This window comes from Ruegeria sp. C11 (genome assembly GCF_056537725.1).
In genome coordinates this window covers 186211-203375 of record NZ_JBQFSB010000001.1, presented here as the reverse complement: position 1 = coordinate 203375, position 17165 = coordinate 186211, and the positions used below count along the sequence as shown (strand labels likewise).

Annotated in this window: 17 protein-coding genes; 9 read left to right on the top strand and 8 right to left on the bottom strand. The window is 59.6% G+C overall.

Annotated features, from left to right (window positions below):
• Positions 1-18 precede the first annotated feature (18 nt).
• Positions 19-624 (top strand): DUF4167 domain-containing protein, encoded by a 606-nt coding sequence (locus ACR0NA_RS01050; protein ID WP_480725341.1) that lies wholly within the window; start codon positions 19-21, stop codon positions 622-624.
• An 89-nt stretch (positions 625-713) separates the two neighbouring features.
• Here the strand turns inward: ACR0NA_RS01050 and rsmA are convergent, their stop codons facing one another.
• From rsmA to lptG, 5 genes are all read right to left on the bottom strand, one after another.
• On the bottom strand, positions 714-1556 hold the full coding sequence (gene rsmA / locus ACR0NA_RS01045) for a 16S rRNA (adenine(1518)-N(6)/adenine(1519)-N(6))-dimethyltransferase RsmA (protein WP_480725339.1): 843 nt from the start codon (positions 1554-1556) through the stop codon (positions 714-716).
• An 84-nt stretch (positions 1557-1640) separates the two neighbouring features.
• A complete protein-coding gene (pdxA, locus tag ACR0NA_RS01040; protein ID WP_480725336.1) occupies positions 1641-2606 on the bottom strand; it encodes a 4-hydroxythreonine-4-phosphate dehydrogenase PdxA in 966 nt (321 codons plus the stop codon).
• Positions 2603-3856 (bottom strand): peptidylprolyl isomerase, encoded by a 1254-nt coding sequence (locus tag ACR0NA_RS01035; RefSeq protein WP_480725332.1) that lies wholly within the window; start codon positions 3854-3856, stop codon positions 2603-2605. The genes pdxA and ACR0NA_RS01035 overlap by 4 nt, the downstream gene beginning before the upstream one ends.
• On the bottom strand, positions 3847-6015 hold the full coding sequence (locus tag ACR0NA_RS01030) for an LPS-assembly protein LptD (RefSeq protein ID WP_480725329.1): 2169 nt from the start codon (positions 6013-6015) through the stop codon (positions 3847-3849). Before ACR0NA_RS01030 ends, ACR0NA_RS01035 begins: the two co-directional genes overlap by 10 nt.
• Complete coding sequence (gene lptG / locus ACR0NA_RS01025; RefSeq protein ID WP_480725327.1) at positions 6015-7115, bottom strand: LPS export ABC transporter permease LptG; 1101 nt, start codon at positions 7113-7115, stop codon at positions 6015-6017. The genes ACR0NA_RS01030 and lptG overlap by 1 nt, the downstream gene beginning before the upstream one ends.
• Before the next feature lie 230 nt (positions 7116-7345).
• Here lptG and ACR0NA_RS01020 point away from each other — a divergent pair, with 230 nt between their 5' ends.
• From ACR0NA_RS01020 to ACR0NA_RS01010, 3 genes are read left to right on the top strand one after another with little or no spacing between them, the layout of a single operon-like run.
• Entirely contained in the window at positions 7346-8815 is a 1470-nt protein-coding gene (locus tag ACR0NA_RS01020) for a leucyl aminopeptidase (protein ID WP_480725323.1), read from the top strand.
• A gap of 2 nt (positions 8816-8817) precedes the next feature.
• Positions 8818-9276: a DNA polymerase III subunit chi gene (locus ACR0NA_RS01015; protein ID WP_480725321.1), complete on the top strand. Its 459-nt coding sequence runs from the start codon at positions 8818-8820 to the stop codon at positions 9274-9276.
• A 39-nt stretch (positions 9277-9315) separates the two neighbouring features.
• Positions 9316-10362, top strand: coding sequence for an aldo/keto reductase (locus ACR0NA_RS01010; RefSeq protein ID WP_480725315.1), 1047 nt, complete (start codon positions 9316-9318; stop codon positions 10360-10362).
• 52 nt (positions 10363-10414) lie between these two features.
• Here ACR0NA_RS01010 and ACR0NA_RS01005 read toward each other — a convergent pair whose 3' ends face one another.
• Positions 10415-11401 carry a GlxA family transcriptional regulator gene (locus tag ACR0NA_RS01005; RefSeq protein WP_480449788.1) on the bottom strand — a complete coding sequence of 329 codons (987 nt, stop codon included), beginning with the start codon at positions 11399-11401 and terminating at the stop codon, positions 10415-10417.
• A 132-nt stretch (positions 11402-11533) separates the two neighbouring features.
• Here ACR0NA_RS01005 and bcoG point away from each other — a divergent pair, with 132 nt between their 5' ends.
• The 3 genes from bcoG (at position 11534) to ACR0NA_RS00990 (ending at position 14766) form a co-directional block, all read left to right on the top strand.
• On the top strand, positions 11534-12451 hold the full coding sequence (gene bcoG, locus ACR0NA_RS01000) for a 3-dehydrocarnitine:acetyl-CoA trimethylamine transferase BcoG (RefSeq protein ID WP_170652183.1): 918 nt from the start codon (positions 11534-11536) through the stop codon (positions 12449-12451).
• 93 nt (positions 12452-12544) lie between these two features.
• Complete coding sequence (locus ACR0NA_RS00995; RefSeq protein WP_480725311.1) at positions 12545-14008, top strand: carnitine 3-dehydrogenase; 1464 nt, start codon at positions 12545-12547, stop codon at positions 14006-14008.
• Positions 14005-14766, top strand: coding sequence for an SDR family oxidoreductase (locus ACR0NA_RS00990; protein WP_480725309.1), 762 nt, complete (start codon positions 14005-14007; stop codon positions 14764-14766). The genes ACR0NA_RS00995 and ACR0NA_RS00990 overlap by 4 nt, the downstream gene beginning before the upstream one ends.
• Positions 14767-14805: 39 nt before the next feature.
• Here the strand turns inward: ACR0NA_RS00990 and ACR0NA_RS00985 are convergent, their stop codons facing one another.
• Both ACR0NA_RS00985 and ACR0NA_RS00980 read right to left on the bottom strand, forming a co-directional pair.
• The gene (locus ACR0NA_RS00985) at positions 14806-14988 is read right to left on the bottom strand and encodes a hypothetical protein (protein ID WP_480725307.1); all 183 of its coding nucleotides are present in this window, start codon (positions 14986-14988) and stop codon (positions 14806-14808) included.
• A 100-nt stretch (positions 14989-15088) separates the two neighbouring features.
• Positions 15089-15955, bottom strand: a complete 867-nt coding sequence (locus ACR0NA_RS00980; RefSeq protein WP_170652191.1) for a helix-turn-helix domain-containing protein — start codon at positions 15953-15955, stop codon at positions 15089-15091.
• A 109-nt stretch (positions 15956-16064) separates the two neighbouring features.
• Here ACR0NA_RS00980 and ACR0NA_RS00975 point away from each other — a divergent pair, with 109 nt between their 5' ends.
• On the top strand, positions 16065-16268 hold the full coding sequence (locus ACR0NA_RS00975) for a DUF2061 domain-containing protein (RefSeq protein ID WP_480725305.1): 204 nt from the start codon (positions 16065-16067) through the stop codon (positions 16266-16268).
• Positions 16261-17163 carry a fatty acid desaturase gene (locus tag ACR0NA_RS00970; RefSeq protein WP_480725301.1) on the top strand — a complete coding sequence of 301 codons (903 nt, stop codon included), beginning with the start codon at positions 16261-16263 and terminating at the stop codon, positions 17161-17163. Before ACR0NA_RS00975 ends, ACR0NA_RS00970 begins: the two co-directional genes overlap by 8 nt.
• Positions 17164-17165: the final 2 nt, after the last annotated feature.

The window sequence follows — 17165 nt, the reverse complement described above, 5'->3', positions numbered from 1 at the left end:
AGGCTGACGTTAAATAAGATGAGATCTTCCAAATCCCGCTCGCGGGCAAAGAACAACCGCAATCGTCCTTCTGGCGGCAACGTCGTAAACAGGGTCTTCGACAGCTCGGGACCCGAAGGTAAGGTGCGCGGCACGCCCCAGCAGATCATAGACAAATACAATCAACTGGCGCGCGACGCACAGCTGTCGAACGACCGTGTGGCCGCAGAGAATTTTCAGCAACATGCTGAGCATTACCTGCGTATGCTAAGCGAAGCTCAGCGCGAGATTGATGCGCGCCGGGAAGAACAGGAACGGCAGAACCGTGAACGGCAGGCCGAGCGTGACCGTGAACGGGCCGAAAAGCAGGAGCGCGAGTCGGCGGCCACGGCTGCACGGCAGGCCGATCCTTCGGAAGCGCCGCAACCTGACGTTCTTGGCTTTGCCGATCAGCCCAGCGGGGCAGATACGGGGCTGGTCGAAACCCCCGAGAGCAAAAGCCCGGAGCCAGAGGCGGCTGAACCCAAAGAGCGCAAGGAAAAACCTGCGCGCCGTCCGCGCACGCGCAAGCCCAAAGCCGCGCCGGAACCTTCGGAAAAGGCTGAGGTTTCGGGCGACGGTGATGCACCTGAAGCGGCTGAATAACCGCTAGCAGACCCTCTTGCGAAACATGTGAAGTCCCGGTCTTTTGGCCGGGATTTTTCGTGCCGATTGCCGGGAATGCGTTTCGGGCGTTATGGCTTTTGAATTTCCCTGGCCAGAGCGCAAAACCCCTCCAGTGGAATTTGCTCGGCCCGGTCTGTAGGGGTAATACCGGCGGCGCGCAGGCGGTCTTCGATATCGGGTGCGATACCCTTGAGTGAGGCACGCAGCATTTTTCGCCTTTGGTTAAAGGCGGCCGCCACGACCCGCGAGAGTGTGGCTGCATCCGCCGGAAAGCGGGGTTCAGGCAGGGCAGTCAGGTGTACAACCGCGCTGGACACCTTGGGTGGCGGGGTAAACGCCCCAGGTGGCAATGACATGGCGATGCGCGCCTCGCTGCGCCACTGAGCGAGGATCGCAAGGCGGCCATAGGCCTTGGAGCCGGGTCTGGCCACGACACGCTCGGCCACCTCACGCTGGAACATCAGGGTCAGGCTTTGCCAGAACGGCGGCCATTGCGGCGGCGTGAGCCAGCGCACCAGAAGTTCGGTCCCCACATTGTAGGGCAGGTTTGCGGCGATCCGGACAGGCGGCGTCAGGTGTTGTGATGGGTCGATTTCGAGGGCGTCGCCGTTGATGACCTCAAGCCGCCCGGGGTAAGCGGCGGTGATATCTTCAAGAGCGGCAATGCAGCGGGTATCTTTTTCGACCGCAACCACCTTGCGCGCGCCTTCGGCCAGAAGGCCACGAGTCAGACCACCGGGACCGGGACCGATCTCCAGCACGTCGCAGTCAGTCAGGTCGCCAGCCTGTCTGGCGATTTTGGCGGTCAGGTTGAGGTCCAACAGGAAATTCTGCCCAAGCGACTTGCGCGCGGAAAGTTGGTGGGTCGCGATCACTTCGCGAAGGGGGGGAAGGTTGTCTATTGCGCTCATGGTCTGATCATCGTGGTGTGGAACGGCAGGGGGGCGCCATAGATTTTTTGCCTCTGGCGGGGATATTTCCGGCAAGAGGAAGGATCAAGCCCTTTGCGCCATCTGTTGGGCCAGTTTCAGCGCCTCGATCAGGCTGGTAGGGTTGGCGATGTTCTGTCCTGCGATATCGAGGGCTGTGCCGTGATCAGGCGAGGTGCGGATGAAGGGCAATCCTAGTGTCACGTTTACCCCCCGGTCGAAATCCAGCGTTTTGATCGGGATCAGTGCCTGATCGTGGTACATCGCAATTGCTGCGTCGTATCGCGCCCGGGCTGCCGCGTGAAACATGGTGTCGGCGGGATGAGGGCCGGTCACGGACAGTCCTTCGGCCCGCATGTTTTCAAGCAGGGGGGCGATCCAGTCGATTTCTTCGCTCCCCATCTTGCCGCCTTCACCTGCATGGGGGTTGAGACCGGCAACGGCAATTCGGGGTGTGGAAATGCCGAATTGTTCCTGAAGTCCGCGTATCGTGATTTCTGTGGTTTCGCGCAACAGTTCCGGTGTCAGGACAGATGGGACGTCGGACAGGGCGATGTGAATGGTGGCGGGGACGACGCGCAGCTGGTCACTTGCCAGCATCATGACCACGCGCTTTTTCCCGGCCAGAAAGGCAAGGAATTCGGTATGCCCCGGGTGCGGGAAGCCTGCGCCGTCGATCAGCGCTTTCTTGTGAATTGGCGCGGTACACACAGCCGAGGCTTTGCCGGACTGAACCAGCGCCACCGCTTTTTCGATGGCCTCTATGACAAAGGGGGCGTTTGCCTGGTCTGGCTGACCGGGTTGTGCCGGTGCTGAGAAGGTCAACGGCAGTACGGGCATCGCATTGGCGCAGTGCGCGGTGGCCTCGGCAGGGTCGTTCACAATTGCGATCGGCGTCGCTGCGGGCAGATGCCGCGGATCGCCAATCCAGACGAAGGGGCAGGTGTCCCGCAACTGCTCCCATGCTTTTGCCGCGATTTCCGGGCCGACGCCTGAGGGCTCACCGCAGCTCAGTGCGATAGGCGGGGTCATTGTTCGACGATGTGGGCATCCGCGCGCAGCTGTTCCAGCTGGCTTTCGGCGAAGGCTTGCAGGCGCTGCTGAGTCAGGGCGTTGGCGATATCCTGGCGCGATGTTTCCTCGCCCAGATCGCGGGTTCGGTTGCACAGCATCAGAAGAACCAGTGTCTGACCGTTGTTGCGGGTCAGAGTGGTCGAGATTTCGCCCGGATCGAGCTTGCCCAGTTCCAGCGCGATATCGCGGGGAATTTCCGACGGGCTGGCTGAGACCCGGTCGAGAACCTCGGCGGGTTGTTCCTTGGCTACGCCGTAAAGGTCGTCGCAAGTATCAACGGTCGCCATGATTTCGGCGGCTTGCTTGAGCGTTTCCGGGCTGCGACCGCCTGCCATATAGTAGGTTGCGTAGTCGATTTTCGAAAAATTTGGAGCCCCGGTCGAGACTTCGCGCAGGCCACGCATTTGAAACAGCGCCACGGCATTGGGCAGGGTCAGCGGCGACGTGATCTCACCTTTGTTGAGGCCAAGGATCACAGGCTGTAGGGCCGGGGGCAAATTGCTGAGCGGCAGCCAGTCCAGCCGACCGCCATTGGCCCGGGTGTCGGCCGCGGAATATTGCGCGGCGGCAGCAGAAAACGAGTCGTAATCGGGCAAAAGCGCGATTTCTTCCGCCAGCGCCTCGGCCTGACCCAGCGTTTGTGGGGTAACCGGAATGATGATTTCAGACAGCAGCACCTGCAGGCCGCCACCGCCCGCCTGGCCCATAGCGCGGTCGACTTCGGCCTCGGTCGGTCGGGCTTGTGAAATGAAGCGCGCGCTTACGTAGTCGCGCCAAGCCATCTGAATTTTGACGAAATCCCGAACAGTTTCCGTTGCGATGCCTTCATTGTTCAGAAGCCTCAGGAAGTCCTCGGTCGACAACTGACCACGGGCGGCAAAGTCGTCGATTCCGACCTGAACGTCTTCGGGCGGGATTTCGATACCGGCATCGCGGATTGCCTGCTGCCGCAGGCGGTCGTCGATCAGCGCCTGACGCACCTCGGCCTCGGAACCGCCGGGTATGCGCAGTATCTGCATGAACTGCAGACGCTGGTCCAGTTCATACCATGTCACGATATCCTGATTGACCCGGATTGCCGGTGAAAACAGGCTTTGAGCGGTGGCAGGCAATGATGTGCACGCAAAAAGAGCTGCGGTCAGCACAGGCATTGCCGGTTTCAGCCAGCGGGAAAGAGTGATCTTTGAGAGTCCTGAGATTAGCTGCATGATTTTTTATACTTCTTGCCACCACCGTTAACGGCATATCCAGTCAGGGCAATGGTAAAGCCGAATTCCGTTGTCGGCTCAATACTCGAGTTGGACGTATAGCGCCGATTCACGTTCATGTTTACTGCTACGCATTCATTTTGATAGGTCAAACCGAATCCAAGCCTGATCGGTTCGGATTCGCTGAGATCGTAGCGTGCACTTGCTCTGGTTAGCCAGTTTTGATTGATCTGATATCGTCCGGCCACGCGGACTTCGGAAATCTCATCCGTAAGGGCCTCATCCGGGTCTTCCTCGAGCCAGACATAGCTGCCTGACAGGCGCACTACTTCGTTCCCCCAGGTACTGCGTACTTCTGCCTTGGTAAAGTTCATGTCACCGTTGAGGATGCCACGGGCGGCCAGCGAGAATTTTCTGTTCAGTTTTAGCTGACCGGCCAGCAACAGGTCAGAAGATGTGCCCTGAAGGCCGGATGTCAGTGTGAATTCGGGGTCCGCCTTGTTTCGAAAAACCTGACCGATTGTGGCGAATGCCTCCCAGCCATCGGGATTGTAGCGCGCCCAGTTCAGGCCGACGACGGCCGTCGAACCGTCTTCGCGATGGTCCTCGGCCGGAAAACGCGAAAGGGACAGCAGGTTGCCCTGATCGAACTCCTGAAAGTTGCTTTCGTCATTGGGCACATCCGTGTTTGTCACATGTGTCCAGCCGACTTGCGCAATTGGTTCGAGGTGCTGCGTGGCCCCGGACTTTTCGCGTTTCACCATCGGGTATCGGAGCGTGAAGGCCGTTCTTGGAGTTGACCGGGTAATGCGATCCGGAAACTGGCTGTCGTCGCGAATATTGAATGTGTCGACCGAGGCGCCGATCCGCCAGTCTGCACGCAGTCCCGAGTTCCAGATCCAGCTTTTTAGCCATTCCGCGTCAAAGGTTGCCCGCGCGACGTCGCGTCCGATGATGTCCTGATCGCTGGTGCGTTCATGATTGTGCGCGATAAAGCCCAGTCGAACTTCTCCGCCTAACTGACTGGGAAAATAGCGTTTCCGATAGTCCAGGTCGAATACCCGGGACGGGATCAGATCCTGTGGTTCGCGATCGCGCAGGGATTTGTAGTGGATGAATCTGGTGCGGAATGCGGTATCACGTTTGATCCGCTCCAGAGAGATTTCGCTGCGCAGGCGGTCCAAGTCGGGAAGCCCGTAGTCAGCCAGATACGAGTCGTCGGACGTGGCTCGCAGGTCGAACCGCAGTTTGAAGTCGTTCTTCAGGTTGAACCGTCCACGCGCAAACAGGTAACCACGATCCTGACCGGGCAGCAGGTCATCCTGAGTATAGGCGCCTTCGACGTCGATCCGGCCGTTTCGAAAGGCCTGTCTGTATCGAAAGCCCAATGTCGTTGTTTTGTCAGAGACATAGGGCGTCAGCGTCAGGTCCTTGTGATCGCCAATCTTGAAGAAGTAGGGCACCTGAACGCCGGTTCCCAGCTGCGATGTGGTTCGGATCGACGGAACCAGAAACCCGGTGGCGCGGTCCAGCGTCGGGTCCGGCAAACGCAAAACTGGAAAGTAAAACAGCGGTACGTCCAGAACGCGAAATTGAGCACCTTCGAAATAAAGTTGCTGTTTGACCTGATCGTGGGTGACCTTGCGGGCACGGATCTGCCAAAGGGGTGGTTTGCCGTTTTCACAGACATGGCAGGATGTGGCCGACACTTTGCTGAATTGCGTATAGCGCCCGCTGGCCCGTGTGGCCTGAACGGATGCGATCTGAACTTGCTGTTCAAAAACCAACCGTGCGCTTTTCAGGATGCCGTTCTGAAACCCTGAATCCAGTTCTGCGGAATCCGCGAGTAGGGTCGACGTACCACGTTCGTCAATGCGGATCGGCCCTTCGATCGTCAGTTGGCCGGTTTCTCTGTCATAGGTGATTTTACGAGCCGTCAGTTTTGTTTCGCCCTGATAGGCCTCGACGTTGCCTTCGGCGATCAGCTTGCGCTCTCTGGTGATAAAAACCTTGTCGGCCACCAGCAGGGCCGGTGGGTCTGCTGGTTGTTCGGTTTCGTCACCAGCTGCGCTGCGCGGATTGGCATTCTGCGCGAGGGCAGAAGAGATCGGGGTCACAAACACGACCCCCGATAGCAATAGGGATACCAGCCGCCGCATCATCCATCCTCCGCATGAAGCAGCAGGCCCAGTGATAGCAGGATGGCCGCAACCGGAGGTGCCCAAGCGGCAACCAGAACAGGAAGCTGGCCGTTTTCCCCCAGTATTTGCGCGAAGTTGCGGACGAAATAGATCGCGAAACCCAAAAGAACGGCGGTCAGAACGGCAATGCCGGTGCCCCCGAATCTGACGTGGCGCATGGTAAATACCGCTCCGATCAGAACCATTGAAACCAGAAAGAGCGGTCTGGCCAGCTGTACCTGCAGCCATACCTCATACTGCTTGGTGGTGAACCCGGCCTGCCGCAGATCCTTGATGAGTTGTGGTAGGTCGTAGACTGACACCGCGTCTTGCTGTCCCAGTGAATCCAGAATTCTGTCACGTGTCAGCGACGTGGGCAGCTCCAGTTGTTTGTATCGCGTGGCGTTGGCCTCGGGGTTGAGACCATCCTGCAGCGGCCAGGACTTGGCATTCGTCAGAATCCACACGCCATCACCAAGGCGCGCCCGGCTCGCGGCGATCTGGCGGGTCGGTTTGCCGTCTGGCGAGAAGGCGGTGATGGTTACCCCGTGCAGTTCGAATTCACCCTGATCGCCGGTTCCGGTTGCATGAATCACCGACTGGCCGGATTCGGTTCCCTGCCGCAGCCACAAACCTTCGCGGCTGATAGACAGCGTGGAGCCACCGCCGTTCAGGTACCCCTCGGAAAGCTTTCGGAATTCTTCAGAGGTGGCCGCCACGATCGGGTTCAGAAGCGCGACGGACAGCGCCCCGATGATCAGAGATACCACAACAGGCGCAATCAGGGCGCGGATACCAGAGCGCCCGATGGCCCGGGTCACTACCAGTTCCGAGCTGCGGGCCAAACCGATGAACAAGGCGATGGTGGACAGGATCATTAGCAACGGCAGCATTTCGCTGACTGCTGCTGGCGTATTCAGAAGGGTCAGTTGGACCAACTGCCCAAAGCCGAGGTCGGCCTCGTTGAATCGGCGCACCTGTTCGATCAGGTCGATCAGCATGATGAGGGTCAGGAAAACGCCGCCGATCATCAGAAAACTCTGTATGAATCTGCGGGCGAAGTAGCGGTCGAGGATCACCGGGCGACCTCCGCCACATTGCAGTTCGCGGGAATCACAGAACAATCGCTACAGCGGCAAATACTGCGCGACGGCATATGCCTGCCGTATGGTGCCAATGCGATCTCCCCGGAGCCTGCCAGTTATTTTGCGGCGACCATAATCGAATTGTCTGGCGGGGAAAACTGCTATCTGGTCAAGTCGGGCGGGGCAGGCTACCTCTGGTGCAAACAACATTTCTGGAGCAAGCGATGAGCAGTTCGATCCCGATCCGTTTTCAACCGACAGACCTTGATCAGATGGCCACTGCCGAGGGGCGCGTTGCCATTGTGATACCGCCCGAGGGCAAGATGGATCCCGGTGCGCGCAGGGCCAACAGGTTGACACGGGGTGCAGTGGCAAGGCTGCTGGAGAGCGAGCGGTTTGGAAAGGCCAAGGCGGGGCAGGTGATCTCGTTGGCGTGGCCAGGTGGGATGGCGGCCGAGGCGTTGGACGTTCTGGTTCTGCCGCGTCGTGCCGATAGCGAAGAATGCCGCAAGGCCGGTGCGGCGCTTGCCAAGGCTGCGGGCGCCAAGCCGCTTTTGGTCATGGCGGGCAATCAGCCCCGGATCGAAGATCTGGCTGCCGGTATCGCGCTACGCACCTATGACTTTGATGCGCACAAGACCAAAGAACCGGAAGAGCGTGGCGTGGTGACAATCTGTCATACCAAGCCGGATGACGCCGAGGCGGCCTTTGCCCCGCTGCAGGCGGTGGCCGAAGGTGTCCACATGACGCGCGATCTGGTCAACGAGCCTGCAAATGTTCTGACCACAACCGAATTCGCCGACCGACTGAAAGAGATGGAAGCGCTTGGGCTGAAGGTCGAGGTGCTGGAAGAGGATAAGTTGGCCGAACTGGGCATGCGCACATTGCTGAGCGTCGGGCAGGGGTCCGAGAGCCCCTCGAAGGTTGTGGTGATGCACTGGAACGGTGGTGACAAGGATGATGCACCGCTGGCGCTGGTCGGCAAGGGCGTGGTGTTCGATACGGGCGGCATATCCCTGAAACCATCGGCCGGTATGGAAGACATGACCATGGATATGGGCGGTGCGGGCGTTGTGGCCGGTACAATGCGGGCGCTGGCGCTGCGCAAGGCCAAGGCAAATGTCGTTGGCCTTGTCGGGCTGGTAGAAAACATGCCGTCAGGAACTGCGACCCGTCCCGGGGATGTGGTGAAGTCGATGAAGGGCGACACCGTCGAGATCATCAACACCGACGCCGAGGGCCGTTTGGTTTTGTGCGACGTCATGTGGTACGCGCAGGAGCGGTTTAACCCCGTCGGTATGATCGATCTGGCAACCCTGACCGGTGCGGTCATCATCGGGCTGGGGCATGAGAACGCTGGCGTATTCTCGAACAACGACACCTTTTGCGATGCATTCCTCAGTGCGGCAAAGACCGAAGGGGAAGGTGCGTGGCGGATGCCGTTGGGCAAGGCCTATGACGATATGCTGAAATCGCGGATTGCCGACATGAAGAATGTGGGCGGGCGACCGGCCGGGTCGATCACCGCCGCGCAGTTTCTGCAGCGTTTCGTCAAGGAAGAAACCCCGTGGATTCACCTGGACATCGCCGGCGTCGCCTCGGTCTCGTCCGAAACCGCCTATGCACCCAAGGGCGCCACGGGCTGGGGTGTTCGCGCACTCAGCCGCATGGTGCAGGATAACTTCGAGCAATAACCATGGGGGCCGTCTATTTCTACCATCTGACCCAACGACCGCTGGAGCAGACCCTGCCGGTCCTGCTGGACAAGGCGCGGCAGGCCGGGTGGCGGATTGCAGTCCGGGGCGTCGATCCCGGGCGGCTGGACTGGCTGGACGAAAAGCTGTGGCTGGGACTCGAGGAAGGGTTCCTGCCGCATGGCCGGGCGGGCGGGCCGCATGACCAAATGCAGCCCGTCTTGCTGACGACCGACAAGCAGGCGGCCAATTCGCCCTCGTGCGTGATGGCCATTGATGGTGCCGGGGTCGATCCGGAAGAAGTCACCGCGATGGAGCGGGTCTGCATTCTGTTCGATGGTACCGACGCGCAGGCCGTGCAACACGCGCGAGGCCAGTGGAAGGCGCTGACAGGCGCGGGATGCGCGGCGCAATACTGGTCCGAGGAATCGGGGCGTTGGGAGAAGAAGGCTGAGGCCTGAAAATTTAAACCCGACAAAGACTTGCAGGAGAAACCTGATATGAAGATGAAGCCTTTGGGCCGCAGCGACATGATGGTGTCCGATTTGTGTTTGGGCACGATGACATTCGGCACGCAGACATCAGAGCCGGTGGCCCATGCGCAGATGGATCTGGCGCTGTCCGCTGGTATCAACTTTGTCGATGCGGCCGAGATGTACCCGGTAAATCCGATTTCGAAAGAGACTATTGGCCGGACCGAGGAAATTCTGGGCAACTGGAATGCGGCAAACCCTTCCCGCCGAGGTGACTATGTTCTGGCGACCAAGCATTCTGGTGCCGGGTTCATGCATGCACGCGATGGGGCGCCGATTTCGGCAGAGACGATTCCGCAGGCGATTGAGGGCTCTCTGCAGCGGTTGAAGACAGATTACATTGATCTGTACCAGTTCCATTGGCCCAATCGTGGCAGCTATATGTTCCGACAGAACTGGACCTATGATCCGTCGCGGCAGGATCGGGCGGACACTTTGGCGAATATGGAGGAGTGCCTGGAGGCCCTTCAGCATCAGGTGGACAAGGGCAACATTCGCGCGTTCGGATTGTCGAATGAAAGCGCATGGGGAACGGCGCAATGGTTGCGGATAGCGGAAGCAAACGGATGGCCGCGCGTTGCGTCGGTGCAGAACGAATACTCGCTGCTGTGCCGGTTCTTTGACACCGACATGGCCGAGCTGAGCGTGCACGAGGATGTGGGCCTGATGGCCTTTTCACCTTTGGCGGCGGGATTTCTGACGGGCAAATACCAGAATGATGTGGTGCCTGACGGATCGCGAATGTCACTGGTGCCTGAAATGGGCGGTCGCAAATCCTATCGTGTTTTCAGCGCTGTTTCGGCTTATCTTGAAGTTGCTGAGCGTCACGGGCTGGACCCGGTTCACATGGCATTGGCGTGGTGCCGTACACGGCCCTTTATGATGTCGGCAATCTTTGGTGCGACAACGCTTGCGCAATTGGAGCACGTTCTGGAGGGAGCCGGAATGGAGCTGTCCGAGGACGTACTGGCCGAGATCACTGCAGCCCATCGGGCACATCCAATGCCCTTTTGAGGGCATCGCGGCAAGCCGCGATTCCCCCAAGTATTTGCAAACGGTAAAAGTGTCAGTGGTGTGTGGGTTGCCGGCGATCCTGTCGCAAGTCGCGGGCCGACAGACCATGAGTGGTGCGGAAAGCGCGGGCAAAGCTGGACTGTGAAGTGAAGCCCGTGGCCAGCGCGACCTCCATTAGCGGCATGTCGGTGTCGGCAACAAGGCGGCGGGCCTCGGCCAGACGCAGTTGCAGATAGTGATCCTGTGGTGTGGTGTCGAGGCGCAGGCGGAATTGCTGTTGCAGAGTTCGGGGGCTGGTGCCCAAAGTGTTGGCAATTTCCGCAAGCGGCATAGGATCGTCCAGCGCCGCCTCCATCAGTTTGTTTGCCTTTGCCGTCAGTGCGTTGTGACGGTGCGGAGCACCGGTGCGGCTTTGCGGTTTTGTGGGCTCGGGCGCGCCGTCATACAGGAAAAGGCCGGATACGCGGGCGGCAAAGCCTGCTCCGTGGCGGGCGGCAATGATGTGCAGCATCATTTCAATCGCCGGTATCGCACCGCCGGAGGTCAGCCGGTTTTCAGAGACGGTGAAACGGTCGGGCAGGACGGTGACATCGGGAAAGCGGCCGGCGAAGTTGTCCAGATCCTCCCAGTGGGTGGTCGCTGTATGGCCGTTCAGCAGCCCTGCCTCGGCCAGCAGCCAGGGGCCGCCGTCTATTCCAGCCATCGTGGCGCCCGTGGCGGCGATGCGGCGCAGTCCGGCAAGCAGACTGGGGGTGGCGTGGCGGGCCAGGTGAAACCCCGCAACAACGATCATGAGTTCACAGGAATCAACCCGTGCCAGCGGAATGCCCGGAACGGTCAGGGCGCTGGTCAGTTGCGCGGGCTCCGCGGTGGCGGTCACATAGTCCCAATCAAATGCGGGGCGGTCCGCCAGACGGTTCGCCGCACGCATGGGGTCAACGGCGGACGCGAAGCTGAGCGTGTTGCAATCGTCCAGCACCAGCACCGCGGTTTTAAGGGCGCGGTGTTCCGGCTGGAGTATGTTTTTTGCGGATTTCATCAAGTTCGATTCGCATTCTGACAAGTTGTTTCCCTAAGGCTGCGCCAGAGTCGATCGCGAAGCAAATCGGAATCCGGGGAGAAGCCTGGGGAAAACTCTGGGCGAATCCGGGTATAACTTGGGGAAAACGTCATGCCTCTGGAAATGAACCGCGAAGTCTTTATCACCTGCGCCGTCACCGGCTCGGGCGGAACGCAGGATCGCAGCCCGCATGTGCCGCGCTCGCCCCAGCAGATCGCCGACAGCGCGATTGCTGCCGCCAAAGCCGGCGCGGCGGTGGTGCATTGCCATGTGCGCGACCCGGAAACCGGTGCGCCCAGCCGTCGGCTGGACCTGTATCGCGAGGTGACCGACCGTATCCGCGATGCGGAGGTCGATGTGGTGTTGAACCTGACCGCGGGAATGGGCGGCGACATCGTATTTGGAGGCGTCGAGAGCCCGTTCCCGGTGAATGAAGCGGCTACCGACATGATCGGTGCCTCCGAGCGCGTCGCGCATATCGCGGAATGCCTGCCCGAGATCTGTACGCTTGACTGCGGCACCATGAACTTTGCCGAGGCCGACTATGTAATGACCAACACGCCCGGCGCGTTGCGGGCGATGGGGCAGATGATGACCGATCTTGGCGTGAAGCCCGAGATCGAGGCGTTCGATACCGGCCATCTGTGGTTTGCAAAGCAACTGGTGAAAGAGGGCATTCTGGAGCCCAACGCACTGGTGCAGCTTTGCATGGGTGTGCCGTGGGGGGCGCCGGATGATCTGAACACCTTCATGGCGATGGTGAACAACGTGCCCGATGACTGGACTTTCAGCGCGTTTGCGTTGGGGCGCAACCAGATGGCATTTGCCGCGGCATCGGTTCTGGCTGGCGGCAACGTACGTGTGGGGCTGGAAGACAATCTGTGGCTGGACAAGGGCGTTCTGGCCGAGAACTGGCAACTGGTCGAGCGGGCGAACACCGTGGTTTCGAACATGGGCGCGCGGGTGATCGGCCCGCAGGAAGTCCGCGAGAAACTGGGTCTGACCAAGCGGGCACCGGTGGCGAAATAAACCAATCCCACGGGGGAAATTGGGGGTCAGCCCCCAAACCCCCGGGATATTTTGGGCAAGAGGAAGAACCGGGCGGTTCTCAGAGGAATTCGGATGCAAACAGCAGCAATCATCGGTGGTGGTGTGATCGGCGGCGGGTGGGCCGCGCGGTTTTTGCTAAGTGGCTGGGATGTACGGGTTTTTGACCCGGACCCGGAGGCCGAGCGCAAGATTGGCGAGGTTCTGGACAATGCACGCCGGTCGCTGCCGGGGCTGAGCGACGTCCCGCTGCCGCCGGAAGGCACGCTGAGCTTTCATGACGATATGGCGGATGCGGTGCGGGGCGCTGTCTGGATTCAGGAGAGCGTGCCGGAACGGCTGGATCTGAAGCTGAAGGTTTACAAGGGCTTGCAGGAAGCTTGTGAACCGGATGCGATCATTGGTTCCTCCACCAGTGGGTTCAAGCCGTCGGAGTTGCAGGAAGGCGCGCTGCGCCCGGAACAGATTGTGGTGACGCACCCGTTCAACCCGGTTTACCTGTTGCCACTGATCGAACTGGTGCCAACCGACAGGAATGCACCCGAGTTGGTTGAACGCGCCAAGGAACTGCTAACCTCGGTCGGATTCTTCCCGCTGCATATCAAGAAAGAAATCGACGCACATATTGCCGACCGGTTCCTCGAGGCGGTCTGGCGCGAGGCGTTGTGGCTGGTAAGTGACGGCATTGCCACGACCGAAGAGGTGGATGAGGCAATCCGCATGGGATTCGGCATCCGTTGGGCGCAGATGGGTCTGTTTGAAACCTATCGCGTCGCCGGGGGCGAGGCCGGGATGCGACACTTCATGGCGCAGTTTGGCCCGGCGCTGAAATGGCCCTGGACCAAGCTAATGGATGTGCCCGAGTTCACCGACGAGTTGGTAGACCTGATTGCGGACCAGTCGGACGCGCAATCCGGGATGCATTCGATCCGCGAGTTGGAGCGAATTCGCGACAACAACCTGGTCGGAATGATGCGCGCGCTCAAGAAGCAGGATTATGGCGCGGGTGCTGTGCTGAACCAGCATGATACGCGGTTGCGCTCCGGCGCATTGCCCACACTTGACGAGGCGGATCTGAGCCAGCCGATCCTGACGCTTGCTCGTGCCGTGCCGCTGGATTGGACCGATTACAACGGGCATATGAACGAGGCCAAATATCTGGAAGCCTTTTCGCTGGCCACGGACCGGTTCATGGAAATCATCGGATGTGATGCGGAGTATATCGCGTCGGGCGGCAGTTACTTTACCGCCGAAAACCATATTCGCTATCTGGATGAAGCCCATGCCGGGTCGAAAATCGAAGTGCGGACCCAAATGCTGTTGGGTGAAGGTAAAAAACTGCACCTTTTCCACAGCATGTTTGAGGGCGACAAGCTGCTGGCCACGACCGAGAGCTTTTTGTTGCATGTCAGTCTGGAAACCCGCCAGTCCAGCCCGCCTTCGGCAGACATCCTGACCACATTGGCGCGGATCACCGAAGCGCAGGCCGCGTTGCCTTATCCAGAAGGGGCGGGCCGCGCGATCCGGAAGCCGGCGTGAACCAGCGCGTACTGATCACCGCCGGTGCTTCGGGTGTCGGCCGGGCGATGGCCGAAGCCTTTGATGCGTCAGGGGCCTCGGTCTGGGTCGCAGACGTGGACAAAGAGGCGCTGAAAGCGTGCCCCGGACACTGGCAGCAGTCCATTGCAGATGTCTCGGACGAAGCACAGGTTGCAGCGTTGTTTGCCGAGGTTGAGGCGGCATGGGGTGGGTTGGATGCACTCTGCGCCAATGCCGGGGTCGCGGGGCCCACGGCACAGGTTGAGGATGTGGAACTGGACGATTGGCGGTCCTGCCTGTCGGTCAATCTGGAAGGTGCATTTCTGTGCTCGAAATACGCGGTCCGGATATTGAAGCGCCAGGGCAGTGGAAGTGTGATCATCACCTCCTCTACCGCCGGTCAGTACGGGTATCCCAATCGGTCGCCTTATGCGGCGGCTAAATGGGGGATGGTTGGGCTAGGAAAAACTCTGGCAATGGAATTGGGACCGCATGGCGTCCGGTGCAACGTGATTTGCCCCGGAGCTGTGGAAGGCCCCCGCATGGAGGGCGTCCTGCAGCGGGAAGCGGCAGCGAAGGGTATGACCCGTGATCAGGTCTATGACGGCTATGCATCCGGCACGTCGATGGGGCGTTTCGTCGAGGGGCGGGACATTGCCAATATGGCCGTGTTCCTTGCATCTGACGCGGCGCGTCTGGTGTCAGGGCAGGTAATCGCGGTGGACGGGCATACGGTGAACCCCGACCCGAAAGTTTAGATTGAGCGACCCGGCCCGTTCAGGGGCCGGGTGTGCGGATCATCCCTGATTGGGGCCGCGAATCTGGCGGATTGCGCGGCGCACCGCTTCCCAGTCCTGTGCTTGGCTCGCGTTTCCGGCAGCCTCGCATTCGCGCATTTTCTGGGCCGCTTCAGCCTCGGCCTTGTCGCCGTGTGCGGTATAGAGCGCCCGCGCATACTCTGCGGTCTTGAGTGCGTCCATTCCTTTGATCCTCCGTTTCTGTTCCGAGTGGATGGATGTGGCAAGGGTTCGCGCCCGAGGACTATACTACAAGACCGTTCACTCTGCACGTCAGACGGTATCAGGGTTGGGTTATGGCTGCCCGAAGCTGTGTCAGGTGGGCGGGTAAATGTCTGGCTGTCAGATCAGCTTCGCGTACTAACGTATCGAAATGACGGGTAAAAACCTCGACCCGATCCCGGTCCCTGAACGCCATATAGTGGCTGCCTGCGTAAAAGACGCACAGCAACGGCCCAAAGATCGTGACCGGGGCCGAATACAGGCGCTTGGCGTCGAACAGATATATGCGCAGGCGTGGATAAAGCTGTTCGCACAGGGCCAGCAGGTGATCGATCTGTTCCAGCCGTACATCCAGCGGAAGGCCATGGTAATAGCCGGTCGCGTTGGCAAAACTGTCGAGTTCGAACAAGGGCATGGCAATCTCGTAATCAGATTGTGCGCTGCGCATCCATGCAAGCCGGTCTTCTGATGCCCTGATTGCCTGATCGGCGGTTCTGCCCAGATGCGGAGTGTACTCCCATTCCAGAACCGCGCGTGTCTTGAGCATGTCGGGCAGGGTGGCCGGGACATAACGTATCTTGTAGCCCGCGGCCTGCTGGTGCCATTCGAATATCTTTTCATCGACCAGAGCGCGTGGCGCTTCGGTCATGGTCAGCGAACTGGCCAAGAGTTCCGCCGCACTTTCCGGACGATCCGAGATGCTAAGCAGCCAGTCGGCAGATACGCCAAGCGTTTCTGCACAACTGCCGATCACATGCGCATTCGGCAGACGCGCACCGTCGTCTGTCAGCAATTGGGAAACCGTTGATCGGTCAACCCCGATACTGCGGGCAAGGGCGCTTTGGCTGACATGCCGTTCTTCCATTGCGCGCGCCAGTCGCAGGCGAAATTGTGCCGCGCGGACACGTTTGTCGATTCTGTCCAACATATGGTGATAAATATCACCTTTGCTGAATTTTGTTAATCATATTCAGAATTCTCAACGCCCCGGTTGCCGCGTAACACTTGTTTTACAACAAAAAAAATAGGGGTCCGGAATGGAAACGCGGCAAAGATCAGTCGTGAAAGCAATCGTTTGGAATGTGATGGGCTTGGCAACGATGACCCTTGTGGGTCTGGTAGCCACTGGTTCCGCTGCAGTGGGCGGAACGCTGGCCATAGTAAATACAGCCATCGGCCTGACCATGTACATCGTGTACGAGCGTGTCTGGGCAAGCATCAACTGGGGGCGCAATGTCTGAGCGCCCCGTGCATAACAACCCAGAGTGGGGCACCCTTCTGCTGATCATTGCCTGCTATGCTGCGTGGTTGCTGGTGGCCTTCTGGCTGTCGGCCATCGGATTGTGGCTGGCCATTCCCGTCATGGGGTTGGTTGCGGCCTTGCATTCGTCGCTGACGCATGAGGCGCTGCATGGGCATCCGTTTCGCACCAGATGGATCAACGAAGCGTTGATGGCTTTGCCGCTGACACTTTGCATTCCCTACAACCGTTTTCGTGACCTGCATCTGGCCCACCACCGGGATTCCAACCTGACCGATCCTTATGACGATCCCGAGTCGAACTATCTTGATCCGGTGGTCTGGAATACTCTGCCAGGGTGGAAGAAAGCACTGTATGCCGCCAATAACACTCTGCTGGGGCGCATGGTACTTGGGCCGGCCATTGGGCAAGTGGCGTTTTTCAGGGACGAATGGCGCGGTGCGATCCGCGGGGACCGTGACATCCTGCTTGCTTGGGCATTGCACATACCGGGCGTGGCGGTGGTGTTGTGGATCGTCGTACAAACAGCCATGCCGATCTGGGCGTTTGTCGTATCCGCTTATATCGGTCTTGGTCTGGTCAAGATCCGCACCTTTCTTGAACATCGCGCGCATGAAAAGGTGCGCGGTCGCACGGTTGTTGTCGAAGATCGTGGCCTGCTGGCTTTTCTGTTTTTGAACAACAACCTGCACGTCGTTCATCACATGAATCCCAACGCCCCGTGGTACCGGTTGCCTGCACTTTATCGCGAAGGTAAGGAACGCTACCTGACCTGCAACGAGGCCTATGTCTATCGCTCATATGGCGAGATTTTCCGCCGCTATTTCTGGCGGGCCAAGGACCCGGTTGCACATCCTCTCTGGCCAAAGGGTTGATT